This is a genomic window from Jeotgalibacillus proteolyticus, assembly GCF_002926065.1.
Lineage (GTDB): Bacteria > Bacillota > Bacilli > Bacillales > Jeotgalibacillaceae > Jeotgalibacillus > Jeotgalibacillus proteolyticus.
The window spans coordinates 447,465-467,980 of the sequence record NZ_PREZ01000004.1 but is presented as its reverse complement, the minus strand read 5'-3'; the positions used below and the strand labels follow the sequence as shown (position 1 = coordinate 467,980).

Here is a 20,516-nt window from a genome sequence, read left to right as displayed (position 1 = left end):
CCACCTAAAAAATAATAGTAAAACATCCTATTTTGATCTTAACTTTGGGAGGTGCACCTATGAAATTTGAATTTTACTGCTGTGAGGAGCTGCCGAAGCTGGCGTGGGGGTTGCGGGTTGAATCCGGAAGTGATGTTATTAGGGTGGCGCATGGAGAATGGGTGGAGGTTGGGGATCTTTTTTTTGTGGAAGGTGCCTGGGATGGTGAGTTTCGGGAAGGTCGGGTGGAGGAGGCTGAGAGTTTGATGGGAAGCGGAGCTGTGATTAAACAGGATCAGCTTGTCATTTGCCCACCTGCACATATAACAGAAGCGATTTATAGCATCAGAGGAAGTGAATGTATTTGGTTTTCGAATTCTCTCCCTTTTGTTCTTGAAGCTGCCAATGAAAAACTGAGATTTGACTATTTGGATTATGAAAGTGATTTTTTAAGGATCGCTGATGGGCTAAAAAAATATAAAAGAGACATTCCCCTGCAGTCAAATAATAAGCTGAATATTCATCTCTATTACAATTTATTGGTGACAAAGGACTTGAAAATTTCAGAACAAAAAAAGCCTCTGTCAGCTGATTTTTCTACCTTTGAAGAATACAAAATTTTTCTAATCGACACATTGAAAAAAATAGAAGCAAATGCTAGGGATTCTGCCAGAAAGAAGACCTATCGCCCTATTGTCTTTTGTTCAAAGGGGTACGATTCAGTCGCCTGCGCGGCTATTGGAAAAGATATCGGGTGTGATGAAGCGGTTGTTTTTGAATCAAAAAGAAGCAGCCGCTCAGACAGCGGGAAGGAAGTTGTGGAGCAGCTCGGCTATTCCATTATTCATGAAAAAGAAGAATTGCAGTACATGGCCTGCAGTATTGCTGAGGATTTTGTTGCCTCCGGTGAGCTTGGCACATCCATTTTCTTTGCTGCTGCGGAGAAGGAGCTAACAGGATCGTTGTTACTAAGCGGCGTTCATGGTGATCGAGTGTGGGATAAGCATCTTAGCTGTGAGGATGATGAGCTGATCAGATCTTTTTATCCTGACTCAGCTAAAAAGGAATTTCGTTTACGAGCAGGCTACATTCCCGTGGCGATTCCTTTTATAGGTGCTCTAAAGGAAAGCAATTTCTACGCGATCTCTAACTCCCAAGCGATGAAGAAGTGGTCGGTTGGCGGGGACTATGACCGGCCGATTGCCAGGAGATTTGCTGAAGAAAAAGGAGTTAGGCGGGAAGCCTTTGGATTTATGAAAAGCGGAGGTGCCGGAAGCAGTCTGCGTTTTTTGCATCTTGAATATTTAAAAAAAGTAATGCCTCCTGGCAGTTTTGCTGATTTTGAGCAATTTTATAAGCGGACAAAAAGCAAAAGAAAAAAGTCACTCCAGTACGGGTTCCGCTCACTGGTCTACTTCATTTACTGCATTACCCATCTGGCAGAAATGAAAAAGATCCCACTGCAAAAAATCCTGAAAATCGATCGATGGAGCCTCAAGCTAAAATGCAGTCCCTGGGCACCATCCTTCCTCTTTTTATGGGGCATCAACAAACTAAGCACCAAATACCAAAAAGGAGCAGCCCGCTTAAAAATATAAGCAGGCTGTAGTCGACATATTTCGAGTGGTGCCTGTCACCACGCCTTCGCCTTTCCCGTCGAGTGGTGCCTGTCACCACGCCCTTTATCACCACGCTCGCATACGACCCCAAGTCTTTCCTTTCTTTTCGACAAAAAAAGAGCGGTGCCTAAAAGAGCGGTGCCTGGCACCGCCCGAACTTCACCGCTCTATTCTTCCTCATCTCCAACCCCGACCCCGACTTCCTTCCCTAGCTCCAAAATCGACTGGTTGATTCGCCAGATGTAGTAGAGGTGGTGGATGAGGTCACGTTGGGATTGAGAGCGGGTGGGGGCGAGTGTTTCGATTTGCTCGCGTTCATGGTTGAGTGTTCGCATGATGCCCTGGTGCTCCGGTTTTTTGAGTGCTTCGCTTAAGGTTTCAATGTTATGTTCAAGTTTTTCTTCCATTCTCATGAATACTTCTGTCAGCTCCTCGGGATACTCAAAACCTTTTCGGTAAGCTGAGGCTACGAGGTGGCCGGCATGATAATTGATAGCAGTTAGTATTGTAAACCAGCGTGTCATTTCTGAGTGCGCGCTAGAGCCCGGCCGCTGATAAAGGGAATGACTTTCTTCTCTTATGGTCTGAAGCTTTTGAGAGAGCGTAATCGCATTTTCAGAGAGCTCCTTGACACTAACATCTTCTCTGAAGCTTTTCACGTATTCCGTTACAAATGGCTTGAGCTCAGCTAAGAAATCAATAATGGTCTCATCCACCTTCGCCTTCGTTTTTTTGGGGAAAACAAAGGTCGACACCCCAACAGCAATCGCAGCTCCTGCAATCGTATCGATGACTCTTGCGCCAATCAGTGTCAGTGTAATGCCGCCAAGCAGAAGATCATACATTAGGGCAACCATCATCGTGATAAACATGCTCATCAACGTGTAAGACACCGTAAAAAGGTAGAAGGCAAAAAATATCACGATAAAGATCAGGATCACTTCAATCATTGACTGGCCGGATATAAGGTTGGCCAATGAAAACCCAAGAACTGCGCCAATAACGGTGCCAAGGGATCTCTGAAGACCCTTTGTGTATATTCTGCCAATTGATTCTGTTCCCAAAAGGACAAGAAATGCGGTCAGTAAAACCCAATATGGCTGGGCAGGTGATATCATCTGGCCTATTGTAATTGCAAGAATTCCTGCGAGTAAGGCCTGAAATGCTTTTTTTGTTGTAGGAAGCAGTTTTTTCTCATCCTCTTCAGCACTTTCTTCTTCAGCTATCTCATCAGCATCCTTCCCTCCATCGGATAACAAAGGCTTTTGATGGATCGACTGCTGAATGGAAATAGCACCATTGATGACATGATTGGCTATGGATTCGATCCGGCGTATTAAGAACACCCAGCCCTCAGGCTTTTCTTCACGTCCGAGCATTTCTGTGATCAGCATGCGAAGTGCCTGAACAGCTTTTTCTGCTTCCTCTAAATTTTGTTCCTCGTATTGCGGAGCAAGTACACGCGCATCCCGAAGTGCCTGTGTTACCCACAGTAAAAGTCGTCTGATTTCACGAATTTCAAGGGCATCCTGATTTTTTAAGCTCTTCATGGATTCTGTAAGCGTCTCAATCAGCATCCCGGTATCAAATACATATAATCGCAGCTGGGCAGGCTTCAATCCCGGCCACAGCTCCTGTACATCTTCATCCTTAATATAGCCAGCTACAATAATGGCATATTCTCTGAGCTTCAGAACATTTTGCTGAAGGAATCTCCTTTGAGAAGCGGTGATCTCATCGCTCTCCATGGCCTCCATTAACAGATTAAAGGTCAGATTGCCCTGATAATGAAAGGAGCGGATGCTTTGCTTAAGGTTTTTTGAGGTGCGCTGAAATAAAAAGAAATTCACTCCATACGCATAAGCCGTCCCGATCCAGATCCCTGCTGCAAACCAGGGGAGCTGATCGACCGGAAGGGGTAAAACAGATGAAATATAAACCATCATAAATGCAACCATAAAAATGGAAAAATACCTGGAGCCAAATCTTGAAAAGTAAAAGCTGCAAAAAATACTTACAACCATAAATCCCTCTATATAATGAATATGGTCCCCTAAAGCTGAGCCGACGGTAATCCCGATCGTCCCGGATACCCCGAGCAAAAGAGTGGTTCCCTTCATTTTTTCTCTCGTGTCATCCATCACCATCATAATTCCAAGCATGCCCAGCATTCCTGATACAATTGCCGGTGTGATCGGCGTGTGGCCGGCTGCACGCATGATCAATAGCATGGTGAATAGGGAGGCGATCAGGCTGATCGTTGCCCGCCCCGCTTTAAATAGTCTGATTCTGCCTGGATCAGAGGCCAAAAATCTCCCCATCCAATGCTGCCTGCTTTGGTAATACGCCACACATCTCACCCCGTTCTTTCGTAAAATTTCTTTTAGAACCATACTCCGTTCAAAACATCCTTGAATTATTGTACAAGAAAAGTCGGAGGATGCCTATTAAGCCGTGTTATTCTTTTGAGGAAAGGAGGTCATTTCAATGGATTCACTTGGGAAAATGAATGAAGCCCTACGTTACATCGAGGATCATTTGACTGATGACATTGATGTGAAAGAAGCAGCGAGGCTTGCTTATTGCTCAGAGTATCATTTTAAACGAATGTTTTCATTTTTAGCAGGAATCCCTCTGTCCGAGTATATCCGCCGCAGACGTCTGACGCTTGCAGCAAATGAATTGCAGACAGGGAGGTTAAGGGTTATTGATCTTGCAGTAAAATACGGCTACAATTCCCCGGATTCCTTCACAAGAGCATTTCAAAGTCTACATGGCGTAACGCCTTCAGAAGCGAGGAAAAAAGGGCAGCCATTAAAAGCTTTTCCACAAATGACCTTCCAGCTGTCCATCAAAGGAGGAGAAGAAATGAATTACCGATTAGAAGAAAAAACAGCATTTCGAATTATCGGGATTAAAAAACGAGTTCCAATTATCTTTCACGGTGTTAATGAGGAAATTGCTTCGATGTGGCAAGGTTTGAATGAGCAAATGATAAATGAATTAAAGGGGCTTTCAACGGTTGAGCCGATCGGGTTTTTAAGTGCTTCCACTAACTTCTCAGAGGATAGAATGGAGGAAAAAGGTGAGCTTGACCACTATATTGGCGTGGCGACGGATCAAGTATGCCCGTCGCACTACGACTCCCTTGAAGTACCCTCTTCGACGTGGGCTGTATTTGAATCAGTCGGGAAATTTCCAGATGCCTTGCAGGACGTTTGGGGACGCATTTACGCAGAGTGGTTCCCATCCTCAGGCTATGAACAAATAGAGGGACCGGAGATTTTGTGGAATGCAGATAAAGATACTTCCTCCAAGGCTTTTCGTAGTGAAATTTGGATCCCGGTTAAAAAGAAAAAAATATGACAAGAGGCAGCCCATTTTTAAGGGGCTGTCATTTTTAATTAAAAATGAATTTATAACAAAACATTTCTTTTTCCTCGTTTTAAAATCCTCTTCGTGAACGAATTATCGGAAGCTTAACTATCCGATTTTCAGCGTGGTAAATAAATCACGGCTTTACAAAAAAAGGTGAGTGTGTTTTCATATAACTATTAATCGTAATGATTACGATTTATAAAATAATTATGAGGTGGTTGTGATCAGGGAGGAAATTGACTTTGTAAAATTAAATCCAACTCAAAACATGACAGTCCTTGTTACTGGCAATAAATCCTACGAAAGCTATAAAGAGATAGCAGCAGAAGTAATGGCTTATGATCATGTGCATGCTGAACAGGTTGGGTTTATAGAAAAGCCAGGGAATGAAAAAGCTGATGCCAGACTTCAAATGGCTGGAGATGAATTTTGCGGAAATGCATGTATGTCATTGGCAGCTTTTATTGCAATTGAAAAGGAATTGGAAGGAGAGAATGAATTATTTCTTGAGGTATCAGGCAGCGAATGTTTAATCAAGTGCAGGGTCACCAAACATGAAGACCAGTATTGCTGTGAGGTAAATCTACCATTACCTGAAAAGATAAAGGCAGAAACTATCGTGTATGAAAAAGAAGAGCTTGAGATCGTAATAGTTAGCTATAGCGGGTTTTTACATATTGTTGTTGAAGTGGATCAATTCAACGAAAAAATGAAAAGGAAAGGTCAGGCTCTGGCAAGATTACTGGGGTTATCATCTGACAGAAAATTAATAGGGATATTATTTTACAACCCTCAAACGAAAGAGCTGCTTCCACTAATCTATGTGCCAAAACTGGACAGTATGGTTTGGGAAAGAGGATGCGGCTCAGGAGCAGCTTCCATTGGTGCCTGTCTTGCCTGGAAAAATAAAACAAGAGTTGCAGCAGCAATAAAGCAGCCTGGAGGGAGTATTAAGACTACAGCCAATTATGAGAACGGCAGGATAACCTCCCTTTCAATTAAAGGCTCGGTTGAACTGGTGGCAAAAGGCAAAGCATTTGTAGATATCACTAAATAAATGGGAGTGATTAATTGATGAAGGAAATCAACCATCTTAAGAAAAACTTACTGCCATTTTCAACGAAATTTAGTGTGCTGGCAGAGAAATATGATCAAACCGCATATAATTGCGCTGAATTAGAAACGGTAATCGATAACTACTCGATGTTTATAACGAATAAGGAAAATAAAATGAAGTGGGAGAAATTACAACCCTGGGAACTAGACGAAGTAAGTCAGCTGGCAGAGGACCTAAGAAGAAAATCTGCTGTTTGTGTCAGTCTAATGGAGAAGTACCGTGCAATGAAGCTGCTTGAGGGAAAAGGCGAAATGGCAGCATATTTTAAGAATATTGAATCCTCCATAGAAAGGGAGTTTGGCAGCTTTCACATAACCCCGGCGTCTAAAGTGCTGTTAGTGGGGGCAGGATCATTTCCCATGACGGCGTTGCTAATTGCCAGAGAAACCGGAGCAGAAGTCATAGGCATTGACATTGATGAGGAGGCCGTAAAGCTTGGGCAAAATGTAATCAATGCAATTGGCCAGGGGTTAAGAATAAGTTTGGAGAAAACATTAGCTCAAAATCTCGAAGCCATCGGTGATGTCACCCACATCATATTTAGTTCAACGGTGGCAAGCAAATACGATATTTTAGATGAGTTATATGAACGGACCAATGAGCATGTTGTTGTCGCGATGAGATATGGAAATCAACTAAAATCGTTATTTAATTATCCTCTTAAGGAAGTAAATGAGCAAAAATGGGAGTTGGTTGAACAGGTTGTTCGTCCAAAACAAATCTTTGATATTGCATTATATCAAAAGGCAATCTGAACGAATACTCATTACAGGAGGCGCCTATGAATCATTTAAAACGGACTTTACTGCTGGGTACTGGCCCTGCATCTGTTCAACTGGCTGTAACGCTAAAAACCTTCCTCGGCTGCGAGATTGGGATTGCGGGAAGAAAATCAGTACGTTCAGCCGCTTTTTTTGAGGCACTTATGGGAAACGACCGTCATATTTATGCTGAGATTCAAAACGAAAAGCATCGTCAAATGCAGGGGGATTGCACAGTTGACCAGGTTTTTCAGGGCATTTCAACCATTAAAGGCGAGTGGGATACAATCATTTTATCTGTCACGACAGATGCCTACATAGAAGTGCTAAAACAAGTCCCTCAGGATGTATTAAAACGGGTTGAGTCCATTATTTTACTGTCCCCAACCTTTGGCTCGAATAGTCTGGTGAAAAGCTTTCTTAGCAGCGTAAATCCACTTGTTGAGATTATCAGTTTTTCGACTTATTTAGGAGACACGAGATGGAAACAGGGCCATCCGTCTAACCAGGTAGTAACAACTGGTTTAAAGAAAAAATTATACATAGGCTCCACCAACCCTTCTTCTCAATGCTTAAATAATTTAAAGATGCTTTTCAAGCAGCTGAACATTCTTCTTGAAATTATGTCAACACCCATTGAAGCGGAATCTAGAAACATTTCCTTATATGTACACCCTCCGCTATTTATGAATGAGTTTTCGCTAAGCGCAATATTTGGAGAGACTGAAGCAAAAAAATATGTCTATAAGCTTTATCCGGAAGGACCCATCACCCCATCTCTAATTCGGGATATGCTTGCGATGTGGCGAGAGATGATGAGTATTCTGCATAAATTAACGATTAACGGGCTGAATCTTCTTAAATTTATGATCGATGATAACTACCCTGTAAGCAAGGAAAGCTTATCACGAGCGGATATCGAGCAGTTTACTGAGCTTGAACCGATCCATCAGGAGTATTTACTTTATATTCGTTATTCTGCCTTATTGATCGATCCTTTTTCCACGCCGGATGAAAATGGAAGATACTATGATTTTTCAGGTGTTCCTTTTCAAAAGTTATTTGTAAATAGAGATGCACTTCTTGATATTCCAAGGATGCCAAAGGAAGATTATTACCGGCTAAAAATCATTCAGGGAATTGCGCGGGGCCAGGATCTGAGCTGTCCGACTATCGATAATTTTATTAGGATCTATGAACGAAAAATAATAAGTACAGCTAAATTTCATCCAAAAGAACGCTTATCTCCTGCGTTTACGGTTTTAAATCTGGATGAAGATCTGCAAATGATTAACAGTGAGCTTAGAAGCAGGAACGCATAGGCAGGGGAAAACATGATTTGGTCCGATTGTTAAACAGTAATGATTACGATTTAAAATTTTTCATAAAAGGAGAGGGAACAATTGACAGTGAAAAAATATATGAGCCCGGTTATTTTTCTATTAATGTTGGCTTTGTTAACGGCCTGTTCTGATAACACTGAAGGCGGAGGAGAAGCTCAGGATGATAATTCAACAGCTGCCACAAAAGAAATTATTTATGCCACAGCAAAGGATATTAATGACATGAATCCTCATTTATATGCAGGTTCCATGCCGGCGCAGGGAAAGGTTTTTGAATCATTAGTGGAAAACACAGAAGAGGGAATAAAGCCTTTACTTGCTGAATCCTGGGATATTTCAGAGGATGGAAAAGTGTACACCTTTACATTAAGAGAAGATGTGGAATTTCAGGATGGAGAGCCGTTTAATGCTGAAGCTGTTAAGAAAAACCTTGACGCTGTCCAAAATAATGCTGACACCCATTCATGGATTAAGCTATCAACCAAATTAGAGAGTACGAATGTACTGGATGACCATACAGTAGAACTTGTTTTGACAGAGCCTTATTACCCAGCGCTCGTTGAATTATCCATGACAAGACCGTATGTTTTTCTATCTCCTAATGATTTTATGGATGGGGAAACAAAAAGCGGGGTTGAAGGTTACCATGGAACAGGTCCTTATAAGCTTGCAGAACACAAGACCGATGAATATGCAGTTTTTGAAGCGAATGAAAATTATTGGGGCGGGGCTCCTGCTATTAAAAAAATTACGTCAAAAGTTCTTCCGGCAGGGGAAACCACTTTCTTAGCGCTGCAAAAAGGTGAAGTTAACTTTGCTTTTACAGATGACCGGGGAGCAGACAGCCTTGAGTCTGAATCGATGAATCAACTGGTTGAGGAGGGTGAGTACCAGCTGGTGAGAAGTGAGCCCATGAACACGAAAATGATTGTGGCAAACAGCAGCAGAACAGAAAATGCTGTGAGTGAGACGGAAGTAAGGGAAGCGATTTGGCACTCCATTGATCGGGAGACGATCAGCCGGGATATTTTTGACGGCACTGAGACACCTGCTGAGACTTTGTTTTCTTCTAATATCCAATATGCAGATGTTGAGTTAAAAAAACGGGAGTACAGTTTGGAGAAAGCGAAAGAAATTTTAGATCAAGCAGGCTGGAAAGAGCAGCAAAGTGGGGCGGTGAGGACGAAAAACGGCAACGAATTAGCAATGCAGCTATTTTATGACAATGCTTCTTCTTCTCAAAAAACACAGGCTGAGTTTATTCAATATTCCTTGCAGGAGATAGGCATTCAGCTTGAAATTATTGGTGAAGAATCTACCTCTATTGCAAATAGAAGAGCTACAGGCGAGTATGATTTACTGTTTAATCAGACCTGGGGCTTAGCTTATGATCCGCAAAGCACCATTGCTGCTTTTACTTCTGATGCGTCCTATCTTCACACGACCAGCGGAATCGAACAGGCGGATGAACTTTATAAAAAGATCGATGAGGTTATGGTAACGACCGATGAAAATAAACGGGAGGACCTTTACGCAGATATTTTGACGACGGTTCATAATGAAGCCGTTTTTATACCTATAACTAATGGAAGTGTAACCGTTGTTGCACCTGATAATCTTAATGGAATTTCTTTTAAACAAACGCAATTTGAGCTGCCTTTTGAACAAATGAATTTTAAGGATTAAGTTTTAAAAGGGAGGACTCCTCCCTTTATTCCTTTTATTAAAGGAGATCTAGTATGGCAATTTATATGATTAATCGTATCCTCTTGGCCATTCCTATGTTGTTAGTCGTATCATTTTTAACTTTCATTTTAATCAATCTTTCACCGCTGGATCCGGCAGAGGTGGTCTTACAGGCGCAAGGGGTTCCTGTAATTACAAGTGAATTACTTGCGCAAACCAGGCAGGAGCTTGGAATGGACAAGCCATTTTTAATGCAATATGTTGACTGGATTATTGCTTGTCTGCAGTTTGACTTTGGGCATTCTTATGTAACGGGACAGCCAGTGTGGTCACTATTGGCGCCAGCGTTTGTAAACACACTTAAGCTTACTGTTATTTCATCTTTTGTGATTATCATCCTGTCTGTGTTGTTAGGAGTACTTTGTGCCCTGAACGAAGGAAAGCTGCTTGATCAATCCCTCAGAGGTATTTCTTTTTTCCTGACGTCCATGCCATCGTATTGGCTGGCTGCTCTTATGGTATGGTATTTCTCTGTCAAATTGGATCTATTGCCAACAAGCGGGATGGGATCGCTTCAGCATTATATTCTGCCAGTCATTATTATTACGGTGAGCTACTCAGGCATTTATTTCAGAGTGGTCAGAAGCTCGATGCTGAACAATTTACATCAGGATTATGTGCTTTACAGCAGAGCTTGCGGCCTTCCGGAAAGAAGGATTATCCTGCATATTGTAAGAAATTCCTTGCAGGTGTCTGTTTCGGTTTTTTGTATGGCTGTTCCAATTATTTTAGGGAGCACAGTTGTCATTGAAAATGTGTTTGCATGGCCGGGCCTGGGGAGCTTAAGTGTCAGAGCCATCCTTGGCAGAGATTTTCCCATCATTCAGGCTTATGTTCTTATTTTGGCGGCAGCGTTTGTTCTTTTTAACGCGCTGTCAGACATCATTAATGCATGGATGAATCCTAAATTAAGGAATGACCTTTAAATGAAGATGTTACTAAACTTAAGGCAGGATAAAATCGGATTCTTATCGTCCATTGTGATTTTTGTAACGATTATGCTGGGGGTGTTTGCTCCGTTTTTTGCTCCTCATGATCCGAATCAGGTAAATATGAGTTTACGCTATGCTCCTTCTTCAATGGAATATCTGCTTGGAAATGATCACCTTGGAAGGTGCATATTATCAAGGCTTATTATCGGTATTCGCCCAAGTGTATTGTGGGTTTTGGCTGCCCTTGGTGTTTCTGTATTAATCGGAGCAGCTCTTGGTTTTCTCGCTGGCTATTTCAGAGGAAAGATAGACACTGTTATTATGCGCATGTGTGACACGATGCTCTCATTTCCGGGCTACGTCATGGCATTGGCGATTATTGGGGTGCTTGGAGTAGGGCTGCAAAATATCCTAATTGCTTTCATTTTAATTAAATGGGCCTGGTTTGCCCGAATCATCAGGACGTCTGTTTTGCAGTATGCAGAACTGGATTATGTGAAATTTGCTAAGGCTCCGGGGATCAAAGATCTTCAAATCATCTACAAGCATCTATTCCCGCTAACCTTTTCAGATATTGCAGTAATTGCTAGCAGCTCAATGGGCTCTATGATTCTCCAAATATCAGGTTTTTCATTTTTAGGGCTTGGTATTCAGGCGCCAAATGCCGAATGGGGAATGATGCTGAATGAGGCGAGGGAAGTCATGTTTACACGACCCGAATTAATGCTGGCCCCAGGTTTAGCCATTGTTATCGTGGTTTCAGCGTTTAACTTTCTATCTGATTCCCTCCAGGTTGCGTTGAATCCAGCACTTTCAACAGGACAGAAACGCTCAAAACAAGAATCGCTTTCCACCGAAAAGAAAGAGGTGCTGATGAAATGACCAGTCTTTTGGAAGTGAGAAACCTGAAAATATGGGATTCACGCACAGAAAAAATCATTGTTCCTGCAAGCACGTTTCAATTAACTAAAGGAAGCTGCCTAGCAATAGTGGGGGAAAGCGGAAGTGGAAAATCTGTAACGTGTAAAGCCATCATGCGGCTAAACAACTCCTCACTGCAGCAAACGGGAGAGATTTGGTTCAAAGGAGAAAATCTAAATACACTGTCTGAAAAGCAAATGAGAAAGAAACGGGGAAAACAGCTTTGCCTGATCATTCAAAATGGAATGAGTGCATTTGATCCTTCCTGTTTGATTGGAGTGTTCGCAAGAGAAGTTCTGACGCAGCATTTTGACTGGGGACGCAAAAAAATAGAAGAAGAAATGATAAATGCGATGGAAAGCGTTTTGCTGCAGGAGCCGTCTAAAATTATGAGGAAATATCCGCATCAATTGTCAGGTGGAATGCTGCAGCGGATCATGATTGCACTCGCGATTGTCCTTAAGCCTGAGATTATCATCGCTGATGAGCCGACCACTGCTCTGGATGTGATTTCTCAATATGAAGTGCTAGAGCAGTTTAAAAAGCTGCGTGAAACATTGGGATGCTCTATGATCTTTGTTTCCCATGACTTAGGGGTTGTTAAAAAAATCGCGGATGAGGTCTTGGTCATGAAGGACGGGGAAATTGTGGAGAGAGGGAGCACCAAGGCTGTATTTTTAGCTCCTAAACATGAGTACACCAGGTTTTTAGTGTCGACGAGACTTGCGGTCAGTGAGCATTTTAACCATGTAATGAAGGGAGATGCGGTTCTTGCTGAACGTTAAGGATGTTTATAAATCATATAGAAAAGGCGGACTGATCTTCTCTGAAACCCACCAGATTATAAAAAATGTGAGCTTTACCTGTCATGCCGGGGAATGCCTTGGGATTATCGGAGAAAGCGGGAGCGGGAAATCAACATTGGGACGCCTCATTCTTGGAATTGAAAAGCCGGATAGCGGTACTGTCCTTTTAAACGGGCAGAATATGGCGGACCGGCGTGTGAGAGCGGGTAATATCAGCGCTGTTTTTCAGGATTATAAATCCTCTATTAACCCTTTTTACACGGTTAAGGACGCCATAATGGAGCCGATGAAACGGAAAAATAAAACCGGAAAAGATGGGCTGAGAAAAATTGATCAGCTATTAATCCAAGTGGGGCTTGATCCTTCTTATAAAGATCGGTATCCACATGAATTGTCGGGCGGCGAGGTTCAAAGAGTATGTATTGCAAGAGCTATTTCAACAGGTCCTAACTATATTTTATTGGACGAAGCCATCAGCTCATTAGATGTGTCTGTTCAAACGCAGATTCTTGATCTATTAAAAGAGTTAAAAAGGATTTATAACATGAGTTATGTGTTTATTACTCATGACATTCAGGCAGCTGCCTATATTTGTGACAGAGTACTTATTTTTAAGGATGGTCAAATTGAAGAATTGGTCGATATCGACGAATTAAAGGATGTTCAATCTGCCTATGCAAAAGAATTATTTCAGTCAATAATCTCTTTTTAATTCTTAAGAAGTATCAAGCTGTGTATGCTGAAGGTTTAACGTGAAACAAAATTTAGGAGGTAGGCTTGTGGGTGGAGCTTTGTCATGGCCGTTTCTTCGTTTATATTTTTTAGTTCTTTTATATTTTAGTGCAAATTCGATCATAAATGTAATTATTCCTCTGCAGGGGGAGGCACTCGGTGCGAGTAACACAGCCATTGGAATCATAATGGGGGCTTATTTGTTCACTACGATGTTCTTTCGGCCGTGGGCGGGACGAATCATTCAGAAGCAGGGTCCAATTAAGGTCCTGCGTATTATTTTGCTCGTTAATGGCTTTGCCCTATTGCTTTATACCTTTACTGGTCTTGGAGGATATTTGGCGGCCCGCATGCTGCAGGGCGTCTCCACTGCATTTTTTTCTATGGCACTGCAGATTGGTATTATTGATGCATTACCGGAAAAGGTCCGCTCTCAGGGCATTTCCTTATATTCATTGTTTTCTTACATACCCGGAATAATTGGGCCGTTATTGGCCATTGGAATCTGGCAGGCCGGAATGGATTACTTCTCCATTGTTATGATTGCTATTGCCCTTTTTACGGGGGTGGTCGGCTACAGTGCCAAAATAGATAAGGGAGAAAGCAGGGCTGAGAATTCTGCAGGCGAGGCAGAAATCAGCACACTAAAATCCTTTAAAGAGTTATTTAAAAATCCATTTTTATTTAAATGCAGTGTATTAATGCTTACTGCATCAATTGTATTTGGGGCAATTACCACCTTTATTCCCCTATATGCCATGCAAGTAGAAAGCGGCAATGCCGGGGTATACCTTATGCTGCAGGCTGGGACAGTCGTTTACGCCCGTTTTGCTTTAAGAAAAAGAATCCCTTCAGATGGAAGGTGGCACTCGGCTTTTATGGTGGGGACAATGCTGATTTTAGCGAGTGCAGCACTATGTGTTAGCTTAGCCAGTACAGGCGGAGCGGTCTTTTTTTATACTGGCGCCATTTTGATGGGGGCTGCTCAGGCAATTATCTATCCAACCTTAACCACGTATTTAAGCTTTGTCTTGCCAAAGTTGAGCCGCAATATGCTCCTCGGGCTATTTATTGCTATGGCAGATTTAGGTGTCTCGCTTGGAGGAGTGATGATGGGCCCGCTTGCTGACCTTTTTTCTTATTCCTTTATGTATATGATTTGTGCACTAATAAGTTTGGCTGCGACCTTTTTTGCTTATGAGAGGAGAAAAATAGCTATAGAATAGACGGTTGAAAAGATTATAGGACTCTCTCCTATGGTCTTTTTTAAATTGAAGAAAATGTACGTGGTGAGTTGGAGCTTGCATCCTTATGTGGGTATTGAAATAATTAGGAATATTATTATCGTTTTATTCAATGAGCGAAACCGACTAGTAAGGAGGCATTCCATGAGTACGATGATCTGGTTTCAAGGAGTTATCAATATTGCGCTGCCGATTTATTTTCTGTGGCGTCTGTTTAAGGCCGATTATGTCAGCAGGCGTCAGTGGTGGGCTGAGTGGCTGTCAATTGCCATGTTTATCGGCTTTGTTTTTGTACTAAGTCCGTGGCATATCTATGTATATTATTTCCGTTATCTTTGGCCGCTGCTTTTTGTCATTATATCAATTTTTTCTTTTAAAAGGATCAAGGATAAGCCTGTAAAAGGACCGGAAAAGGATAAAAGCTATACTTTTTCATTAATCCTGAGCGGGGCTCTTGCTGTGTATTTCGGGTTGTTTTTTAGCTTGGGTCTGTCAGGTTACTTTTTCAATGACCGTGAAAAAGCCATTGAGCTTGAATTTCCTTTGAAGGACGGGGTGTTCACGACTGGTCATGGTGGGGCGCACACTTCTATCAATTATCATCATTCACATCCGGAACAGGCATATGCTTATGACATTCTTCAGCTAAATGGGTTCGGATTGAGAGCGAACGGTTTGACCCCTTCTGAAAATCGCCAGTATCAAATTTACGGGCAGACCTTATACAGTCCATGCTCAGGTACAGTGACAGCGGCAGTGGATGAGCATGAGGATCTGCCGCCTTTAGAAATGCCGACTGAAGTCGAGGATGCTGCAGGAAATCATGTGATCATTAACTGCCTCGATGCAGAGGTGCTGATTGCTCATATGAAGCCGGATACTGTGGTTGTCAGTGAAGGCGATGAAGTGGAGAGCGGTGACGTCATCGGTGGGGTTGGGAATACGGGAAATACTTCTGAAGCTCATCTTCATATTCACGCAGTAAGAGACGGGGAAGGAATCCCGATTTTATTTGATGGACGGTTTTTAAAACGGAATAGCCTCATTTTTAATTAAAAAAGAGACGCAGTTCGCGTCTCTTTTTTCACCCCTTTACAGGCGTTTTTTCAGCAATCTCTGCTTTTTTCAAATCATTTGCCAGCTGTTCTGTGACGTTATAGGCGTGATACATTTCATTTTCGATCATGTATGTAGCCACTTTATGGTGCAAGGCAATTGCTTCATCCAGCTGTTTTTTCAGCAGCTCGTGAATTTCAGGGGACGCCGTTTCCGTGATCGCCACGGCATAGCTTCTTACTGCTGCTTTTGCTGACACTAATAAATCAGATGCGATCATTTCATCGTTAATGATGTCTCTATTGCTAATTTTATCTAATAAACCAGCCATTATTTTTCCCTCCCTTAAGATCCGATTCCTTTTTCGATAACTTCGCTTAATTCCTTAACAGCCTTTTGCGCTGTTTCAGCGTCTTCCTGGAGGAGATCTTTAAGGCCTTTGTCAGAAGCGAGTCCTCTCATCAAGGTTGATTTGGCAACGCTTGCTGATTTGATCGTGATCATTTCATGTACCTCAAGAATTTCATGCACCGCATATCCGTTTCTTGCCAATTCTTCCACCTCCTTTAAATTTTTCTCTCGTAGTACGTGTATTTCCTCAAACTTTCCTAATGAAACAAGGAGCGGGATAAATAGGGTGATATACCTAAGCGGCGGCATTTCCTTTCTTATAAATAACTTTCTTATTTACGGAAACAATATAGGGAAAGGAAGAAGGAAAGGTGAAGATTTATGATTGATAATGAATCATTTTCAAATGGGGAAGTAGTGTACGTCATTATGCGGAATCCCCATGCACAGGGGGTTGCCAATATTCATGAAGCCTCTGTTGTGGTGAATCCTGATGACGCTGAGAGGAAATTTTTATATATGCACGATTCGTATTATCCGCTGACAGAGGAAGTGGCGGTGTATGCGTCTCATTTAGAAGCGGACAGTGCTTACCGTGCAGCCTTTGGGGAGGATCTTCATGGTTAAGCCGTTTGTTCCGCAGCTTGTTTATGTTGAGCCTCGTGCATTGGATTACCCGCTTGGCAGGGAGCTTGTGGAAAAGTTTAAGGGGATGGGGATTGAGATCAAAGAAACCACATCTCACAACCAGATCCGAAATCTACCGGGTGAAAATCATTTTCAAAAATACCGCGTGGCGAAATCAACTCTTGTCATCGGAGTTAGGAAAACGCTGAAATTTGATACGTCAAAGCCGTCTGCTGAATATGCGATTCCGTTTGTGACAGGCTGTATGGGGCATTGCCATTATTGTTATTTGCAGACAACGATGGGGGATAAGCCGTATATCAGGACATATGTAAATGTGGACGAGATATTTGAGCAGGCAGATGAATATATGAAGGAACGGATGCCTGAGGAAACACGGTTTGAAGCTTCCTGTACGTCAGATATCGTTGGCGTTGACCATTTAACCCATACGCTTAAAAAAGCAATTGAGTTTTTCGGTCAATCGGATCACGGCAGGCTTCGCTTTGTCACGAAATTTGCTCACGTGGACCATTTGCTTGATGCGAAGCATAACGGGCGCACCCGTTTTCGTTTCAGTATTAACGATCAGTACATTATTAAGCATTTTGAGCCAGGGACCTCGCGACTGGATGAGCGGATCGAAGCGGCTGTGAAAGTTGCTGAAGCAGGGTATCCGCTGGGGTTTATTATTGCACCAATCTATCTTCATGACGGCTGGAAGGAGGGCTATGGTGAAATGATGGAAAAGCTTGAGGCGAAGCTTCCTGCATTTGCGAAAAAGGATTTGACCTTTGAGATGATCCAGCATCGTTTCACCAAGCCAGCTAAACGAGTCATTGAAAAAAATTATCCGATGACCAAACTTGAGCTTGATGAGTCAGCCCGAAAATGGAAGTGGGGCCGCTATGGAATCGGCAAGTATGTGTATCAGGACGATGAGCAGGAGGAAATTAAAGACACGCTTGCGGGCTATATTGACTCGCAGTTTCCAGATGCGAAAATCGAATATTTCACGTGATTAGATCAAAAAAACCTGAGTCCGGCAGCTGCTGAGCTCAGGTTTTTTACGTACTATTATTCTGAAAAGGTTCCACTCATGTTCTCTCAAAAGACGGATTTACTTCATAATCAATGACAGTCATATTGGTTAAGGTTTCTCCAGCTGAGTGCTCGTCTTCTGATGAAATGGAGCTCTCTGATTTGATTTAATCGTTATAAAATACAATTGCGCCTTCCATCACCTCTTCAGCCGATACATCGTCATCAGGTGCGGGCTCATCCTCTTCATCAATTGGCGCATGGCCGCCTTCATCCTCTTCAACTTCTTCCTCATTGTCATAACCGTCATCCGGACTGCAGGCGCCAAGAACCAATGCACTTATCAATGCAAACGTCGCTGCTTTTTTCATTATATGATATGCACCCCTTTCGACCTGTTACTTACCTTATTCACTTGGGAACTTTGGTGTAAACATTTAAGTAAATCATCTAGTTTACGGTAATTATCTTCAGGAATTGGATATTTTATTTGAGGTCATTTTTTAATGAAGGTGGCAATAAACTGGAGTTAGGCGATTTATTTTAATTATTAGAGGACTATTTTTTAATCAGTGTTTTAAAGGCCAAAAATCGGGAAAATTCAGTGATAAATAAAATTGAAGTTAAGGACGTTTCGATTAGTGAACTGGTTTGCGGGGAAGAGAGTGGATAGGTGAAGATGGATCGCGGTTAATTTCCTTTTTCCCTCGCTTCTAAAATAAACGTGGTGTCCAAGTTTTTGCCGTATCAAAACAGAAGTGCGAAATTCACTATTTAAGATTGGTTAGGAGCCTGATACGATGAGACTGCTTACACTAAATTGCCATGCGTGGCAGGAGGAAGATCAGTTGGAGAAGATGGATATTCTGGCTGAGACGATTGTTGAAAGAAGCTACGATGTCATCGCGCTTCAGGAGGTAAGCATTAAAAAATTTGCAAGGTATGATAACGTGACATCTGAGGACCATTACGGCGAAGTGCTGTTGAAAAAGCTAGAAGCCCTCGGGTGCAGTGATTATAAAATGGTATGGACTTTCAGCCACCATAGCTATGGCTGGAATGAAGAAGGGGTGGCGATTCTATCCAGGGTCCCTATTTTAGATGTGGACGAGTTCTTTGTATCGCGCACAACGGATCCGGAGAAATGGAAGAGCAGGGCGATTATCCGTGCAGCCATTGAATGGAAGGGAGAAGAGATTGATATTTACTCCTGCCATACCGGCTGGTGGAGCGATAAGGACGAGCCCTTCCCTGAGCAGGTTGACCGCCTGATGGAAAAAATCGACCCAAGCCGCTTGTCCATTTTAGCCGGTGATTTCAATAATGACGCAAGGATAAAAGGAGAAGGATACACGTACTTGCTCGAGCAGGGACTGTATGATACCTATTCACTTGCTGAGAATAAAGACAAAGGAATCACCGTACCCGGAAGAATCGCCGGCTGGAGCCAAAACGATCACGCGCTTCGAATCGACTACATCCTGGCCACACGTGCCATCGAAGTCAGCTCCTCCACCGTCATCTTCAACGGCCAAAACAAACCCATCATCTCCGACCACTACGGCGTCGAGGTAGAAATCAATATCTAAAAGCCAATAGCCTACTATCCATCACCGCCTGAACTTGGGGCGGTGATTTTTTTGGGTTTAGGGAATCGGGTGGTGCCAGACACCACCCGAATGAAGGGCGTTGCTTTCGACAGAATTTGACAGGTGCCTGTCACCACGCGGGTTCGACAAGTGCCTTCGACAAGTGCCTGGCACCACCCGAAAATATCACCACCTGAAAATTCATTTGTCATATTTGCCTACTCTGATAAATAAAATAGGAGGGGAGGGGTGTGGAGATGCTGAGAGTTTTGGTGGTTGGTGCCGGGACGATGGGAGGTGTGCATGCGAGGGCGTATAAAAGCCTGCATGGGGTTGAGCTTGCGGGGATTGTGGATCCTCGTGTGGAAAAAGCGGAGGCTCTAGCTGTTAATTCATCGGCAAAGGTGTTTTCAGGATTTGATGAGGCTGCCGCAAAGCTTAAGAATCTTGATGTTATCGATATTTGTCTGCCTACTCATTTACATAAGGAATATGTACTTAAGTCTGTACAGCTTACAAAAAATATCATTTGTGAAAAGCCTCTGGCCAGAAGTCTGGAGGAAGCGAGAGAGATGATAGAAGTTTGTGGAAAAAAGAGTGTGAGATTATTTGTTGCTCATGTCGTGCGTTTTTTTCCGGAATATAAACGAATCCGCTCGCTTTTAGATAAAGGAAAAATCGGCTCGCCTGCTGTCGTTCGAACGACAAGAGGCGGTGCGTTTCCGAAAGCGTGGGAAAACTGGTACGGGGACCCCTCAAAAAGCGGTGGGCTGATTCTTGATTTACTGTTACATGACTTTGACTTTTTGCGCTCCTGCTTCGGCGAGGTCAAAAGGGTATTTGCTAAAACGCTTAAACGTGAAGAGGCATCGAAGGAAATGATTGACTATGCTCTTGTGACTCTGCGATTTCAAAGCGGAGTCATTGCCCATTTAGAAGGAACCTGGGCGCATCAGAACTTTTCCTATGGAATTGAAATCGCGGGAAGAGACGGCATTATAGAATACGACAGTAAGAAAATTTCTCCGCTAAGCTATCAGCCAAGAAACAAAAAATCAGGTGCTGGAGGGGTCAAGGTGCCTGAAAGTCCTCTCGCCTCGAGCCCTTACCGGGAAGAGCTCAAGCATTTTATCGAATGTATTATTTCCGGAAAAGAACCGCTTGTCACGGTACTTGACGCCTATCGTGCGATGGAGATCGCAATGGCTGCCATCATTTCAACGGAAAACGGATTGCCTGTGACACTTGGCGGCCACTCCGAAAAAGGGGGATAA

The 20,516-nt window shown here is 42.8% G+C and carries 20 protein-coding genes; 16 read left to right on the top strand and 4 right to left on the bottom strand.

Annotated elements, in window-relative coordinates; genetic code table 11:
• The first annotated feature begins 59 nt into the window (after positions 1-59).
• Complete coding sequence (locus tag C4B60_RS12535) at positions 60-1,577, top strand: hypothetical protein (RefSeq protein ID WP_104058346.1); 1,518 nt, start codon at positions 60-62, stop codon at positions 1,575-1,577.
• Positions 1,578-1,765: 188 nt separating this feature from the next.
• On the opposite strand, the gene C4B60_RS12530 is transcribed toward C4B60_RS12535, so the two are convergent.
• Positions 1,766-3,949, bottom strand: a complete 2,184-nt coding sequence (locus tag C4B60_RS12530) for an FUSC family protein (RefSeq protein WP_245153965.1) — start codon at positions 3,947-3,949, stop codon at positions 1,766-1,768.
• A gap of 136 nt (positions 3,950-4,085) precedes the next feature.
• On the opposite strand from C4B60_RS12530, the gene C4B60_RS12525 reads away from it, so the two are divergent.
• The 11 genes from C4B60_RS12525 (at position 4,086) to C4B60_RS12475 (ending at position 15,634) form a co-directional block, all read left to right on the top strand.
• Positions 4,086-4,964 (top strand): AraC family transcriptional regulator, encoded by an 879-nt coding sequence (locus tag C4B60_RS12525; protein WP_104058344.1) that lies wholly within the window; start codon positions 4,086-4,088, stop codon positions 4,962-4,964.
• A 226-nt stretch (positions 4,965-5,190) separates the two neighbouring features.
• A complete protein-coding gene (locus C4B60_RS12520) occupies positions 5,191-6,033 on the top strand; it encodes a histidine racemase CntK family protein (protein WP_483413972.1) in 843 nt (280 codons plus the stop codon).
• Between the two features lie 17 nt (positions 6,034-6,050).
• Complete coding sequence (locus C4B60_RS12515; RefSeq protein ID WP_104058343.1) at positions 6,051-6,848, top strand: SAM-dependent methyltransferase; 798 nt, start codon at positions 6,051-6,053, stop codon at positions 6,846-6,848.
• Between the two features lie 26 nt (positions 6,849-6,874).
• On the top strand, positions 6,875-8,176 hold the full coding sequence (locus C4B60_RS12510) for an opine metallophore biosynthesis dehydrogenase (RefSeq protein ID WP_104058342.1): 1,302 nt from the start codon (positions 6,875-6,877) through the stop codon (positions 8,174-8,176).
• A gap of 99 nt (positions 8,177-8,275) precedes the next feature.
• Positions 8,276-9,883, top strand: a complete 1,608-nt coding sequence (gene cntA / locus C4B60_RS12505) for a staphylopine-dependent metal ABC transporter substrate-binding lipoprotein (protein WP_104058470.1) — start codon at positions 8,276-8,278, stop codon at positions 9,881-9,883.
• 53 nt (positions 9,884-9,936) lie between these two features.
• Complete coding sequence (gene opp1B / locus C4B60_RS12500; protein ID WP_104058341.1) at positions 9,937-10,869, top strand: nickel/cobalt ABC transporter permease; 933 nt, start codon at positions 9,937-9,939, stop codon at positions 10,867-10,869.
• Positions 10,870-11,757 carry a staphylopine uptake ABC transporter permease subunit CntC gene (cntC, locus tag C4B60_RS12495; protein WP_104058340.1) on the top strand — a complete coding sequence of 296 codons (888 nt, stop codon included), beginning with the start codon at positions 10,870-10,872 and terminating at the stop codon, positions 11,755-11,757.
• Entirely contained in the window at positions 11,754-12,581 is an 828-nt protein-coding gene (gene cntD, locus C4B60_RS12490) for a staphylopine uptake ABC transporter ATP-binding protein CntD (protein WP_104058339.1), read from the top strand. The genes cntC and cntD overlap by 4 nt, the downstream gene beginning before the upstream one ends.
• Positions 12,568-13,314: an ABC transporter ATP-binding protein gene (locus C4B60_RS12485; RefSeq protein ID WP_104058338.1), complete on the top strand. Its 747-nt coding sequence runs from the start codon at positions 12,568-12,570 to the stop codon at positions 13,312-13,314. Before cntD ends, C4B60_RS12485 begins: the two co-directional genes overlap by 14 nt.
• A 67-nt stretch (positions 13,315-13,381) precedes the next feature.
• The gene (cntE, locus tag C4B60_RS12480) at positions 13,382-14,560 is read left to right on the top strand and encodes a staphylopine family metallophore export MFS transporter CntE (RefSeq protein ID WP_104058337.1); all 1,179 of its coding nucleotides are present in this window, start codon (positions 13,382-13,384) and stop codon (positions 14,558-14,560) included.
• A 162-nt stretch (positions 14,561-14,722) separates the two neighbouring features.
• Positions 14,723-15,634 carry a M23 family metallopeptidase gene (locus C4B60_RS12475; protein ID WP_245153964.1) on the top strand — a complete coding sequence of 304 codons (912 nt, stop codon included), beginning with the start codon at positions 14,723-14,725 and terminating at the stop codon, positions 15,632-15,634.
• Between the two features lie 28 nt (positions 15,635-15,662).
• On the opposite strand, the gene C4B60_RS12470 is transcribed toward C4B60_RS12475, so the two are convergent.
• Both C4B60_RS12470 and C4B60_RS12465 read right to left on the bottom strand, forming a co-directional pair.
• Positions 15,663-15,965, bottom strand: a complete 303-nt coding sequence (locus C4B60_RS12470; protein ID WP_104058336.1) for a spore coat protein — start codon at positions 15,963-15,965, stop codon at positions 15,663-15,665.
• 14 nt (positions 15,966-15,979) lie between these two features.
• Complete coding sequence (locus tag C4B60_RS12465; protein WP_104058335.1) at positions 15,980-16,186, bottom strand: hypothetical protein; 207 nt, start codon at positions 16,184-16,186, stop codon at positions 15,980-15,982.
• A 180-nt stretch (positions 16,187-16,366) separates the two neighbouring features.
• Here C4B60_RS12465 and C4B60_RS12460 point away from each other — a divergent pair, with 180 nt between their 5' ends.
• Positions 16,367-16,612, top strand: coding sequence for a transcriptional regulator SplA domain-containing protein (locus C4B60_RS12460; protein WP_104058334.1), 246 nt, complete (start codon positions 16,367-16,369; stop codon positions 16,610-16,612).
• Entirely contained in the window at positions 16,605-17,633 is a 1,029-nt protein-coding gene (gene splB / locus C4B60_RS12455; protein WP_104058333.1) for a spore photoproduct lyase, read from the top strand. Before C4B60_RS12460 ends, splB begins: the two co-directional genes overlap by 8 nt.
• A 187-nt stretch (positions 17,634-17,820) precedes the next feature.
• Here splB and C4B60_RS12450 read toward each other — a convergent pair whose 3' ends face one another.
• The gene (locus tag C4B60_RS12450) at positions 17,821-18,024 is read right to left on the bottom strand and encodes a hypothetical protein (RefSeq protein ID WP_104058332.1); all 204 of its coding nucleotides are present in this window, start codon (positions 18,022-18,024) and stop codon (positions 17,821-17,823) included.
• 429 nt (positions 18,025-18,453) lie between these two features.
• Here C4B60_RS12450 and C4B60_RS12445 point away from each other — a divergent pair, with 429 nt between their 5' ends.
• Entirely contained in the window at positions 18,454-19,242 is a 789-nt protein-coding gene (locus C4B60_RS12445; RefSeq protein ID WP_104058331.1) for an endonuclease/exonuclease/phosphatase family protein, read from the top strand.
• 257 nt (positions 19,243-19,499) lie between these two features.
• Positions 19,500-20,516: a Gfo/Idh/MocA family protein gene (locus tag C4B60_RS12440; RefSeq protein WP_104058468.1), complete on the top strand. Its 1,017-nt coding sequence runs from the start codon at positions 19,500-19,502 to the stop codon at positions 20,514-20,516.

Excerpts from the sequence above, each read along its gene's own strand:
- C4B60_RS12535 (WP_104058346.1), top strand. The coding sequence starts at position 60 with ATGAAATTTGAATTTTACTGCTGTGAGGAGCTGCCGAAGCTGGCGTGG.
- C4B60_RS12525 (WP_104058344.1), top strand. The coding sequence starts at position 4,086 with ATGGATTCACTTGGGAAAATGAATGAAGCCCTACGTTACATCGAGGAT.
- C4B60_RS12515 (WP_104058343.1), top strand. The coding sequence starts at position 6,051 with ATGAAGGAAATCAACCATCTTAAGAAAAACTTACTGCCATTTTCAACG.
- C4B60_RS12510 (WP_104058342.1), top strand. The coding sequence starts at position 6,875 with ATGAATCATTTAAAACGGACTTTACTGCTGGGTACTGGCCCTGCATCT.
- cntA (WP_104058470.1), top strand. The coding sequence starts at position 8,276 with ATGAGCCCGGTTATTTTTCTATTAATGTTGGCTTTGTTAACGGCCTGT.
- opp1B (WP_104058341.1), top strand. The coding sequence starts at position 9,937 with ATGGCAATTTATATGATTAATCGTATCCTCTTGGCCATTCCTATGTTG.
- cntC (WP_104058340.1), top strand. The coding sequence starts at position 10,870 with ATGAAGATGTTACTAAACTTAAGGCAGGATAAAATCGGATTCTTATCG.
- cntD (WP_104058339.1), top strand. The coding sequence starts at position 11,754 with ATGACCAGTCTTTTGGAAGTGAGAAACCTGAAAATATGGGATTCACGC.
- C4B60_RS12475 (WP_245153964.1), top strand. The coding sequence starts at position 14,723 with ATGAGTACGATGATCTGGTTTCAAGGAGTTATCAATATTGCGCTGCCG.
- C4B60_RS12470 (WP_104058336.1), bottom strand. The coding sequence starts at position 15,965 with ATGGCTGGTTTATTAGATAAAATTAGCAATAGAGACATCATTAACGAT.
- C4B60_RS12460 (WP_104058334.1), top strand. The coding sequence starts at position 16,367 with ATGATTGATAATGAATCATTTTCAAATGGGGAAGTAGTGTACGTCATT.
- splB (WP_104058333.1), top strand. The coding sequence starts at position 16,605 with ATGGTTAAGCCGTTTGTTCCGCAGCTTGTTTATGTTGAGCCTCGTGCA.
- C4B60_RS12450 (WP_104058332.1), bottom strand. The coding sequence starts at position 18,024 with ATGAAAAAAGCAGCGACGTTTGCATTGATAAGTGCATTGGTTCTTGGC.
- C4B60_RS12445 (WP_104058331.1), top strand. The coding sequence starts at position 18,454 with ATGAGACTGCTTACACTAAATTGCCATGCGTGGCAGGAGGAAGATCAG.
- C4B60_RS12440 (WP_104058468.1), top strand. The coding sequence starts at position 19,500 with ATGCTGAGAGTTTTGGTGGTTGGTGCCGGGACGATGGGAGGTGTGCAT.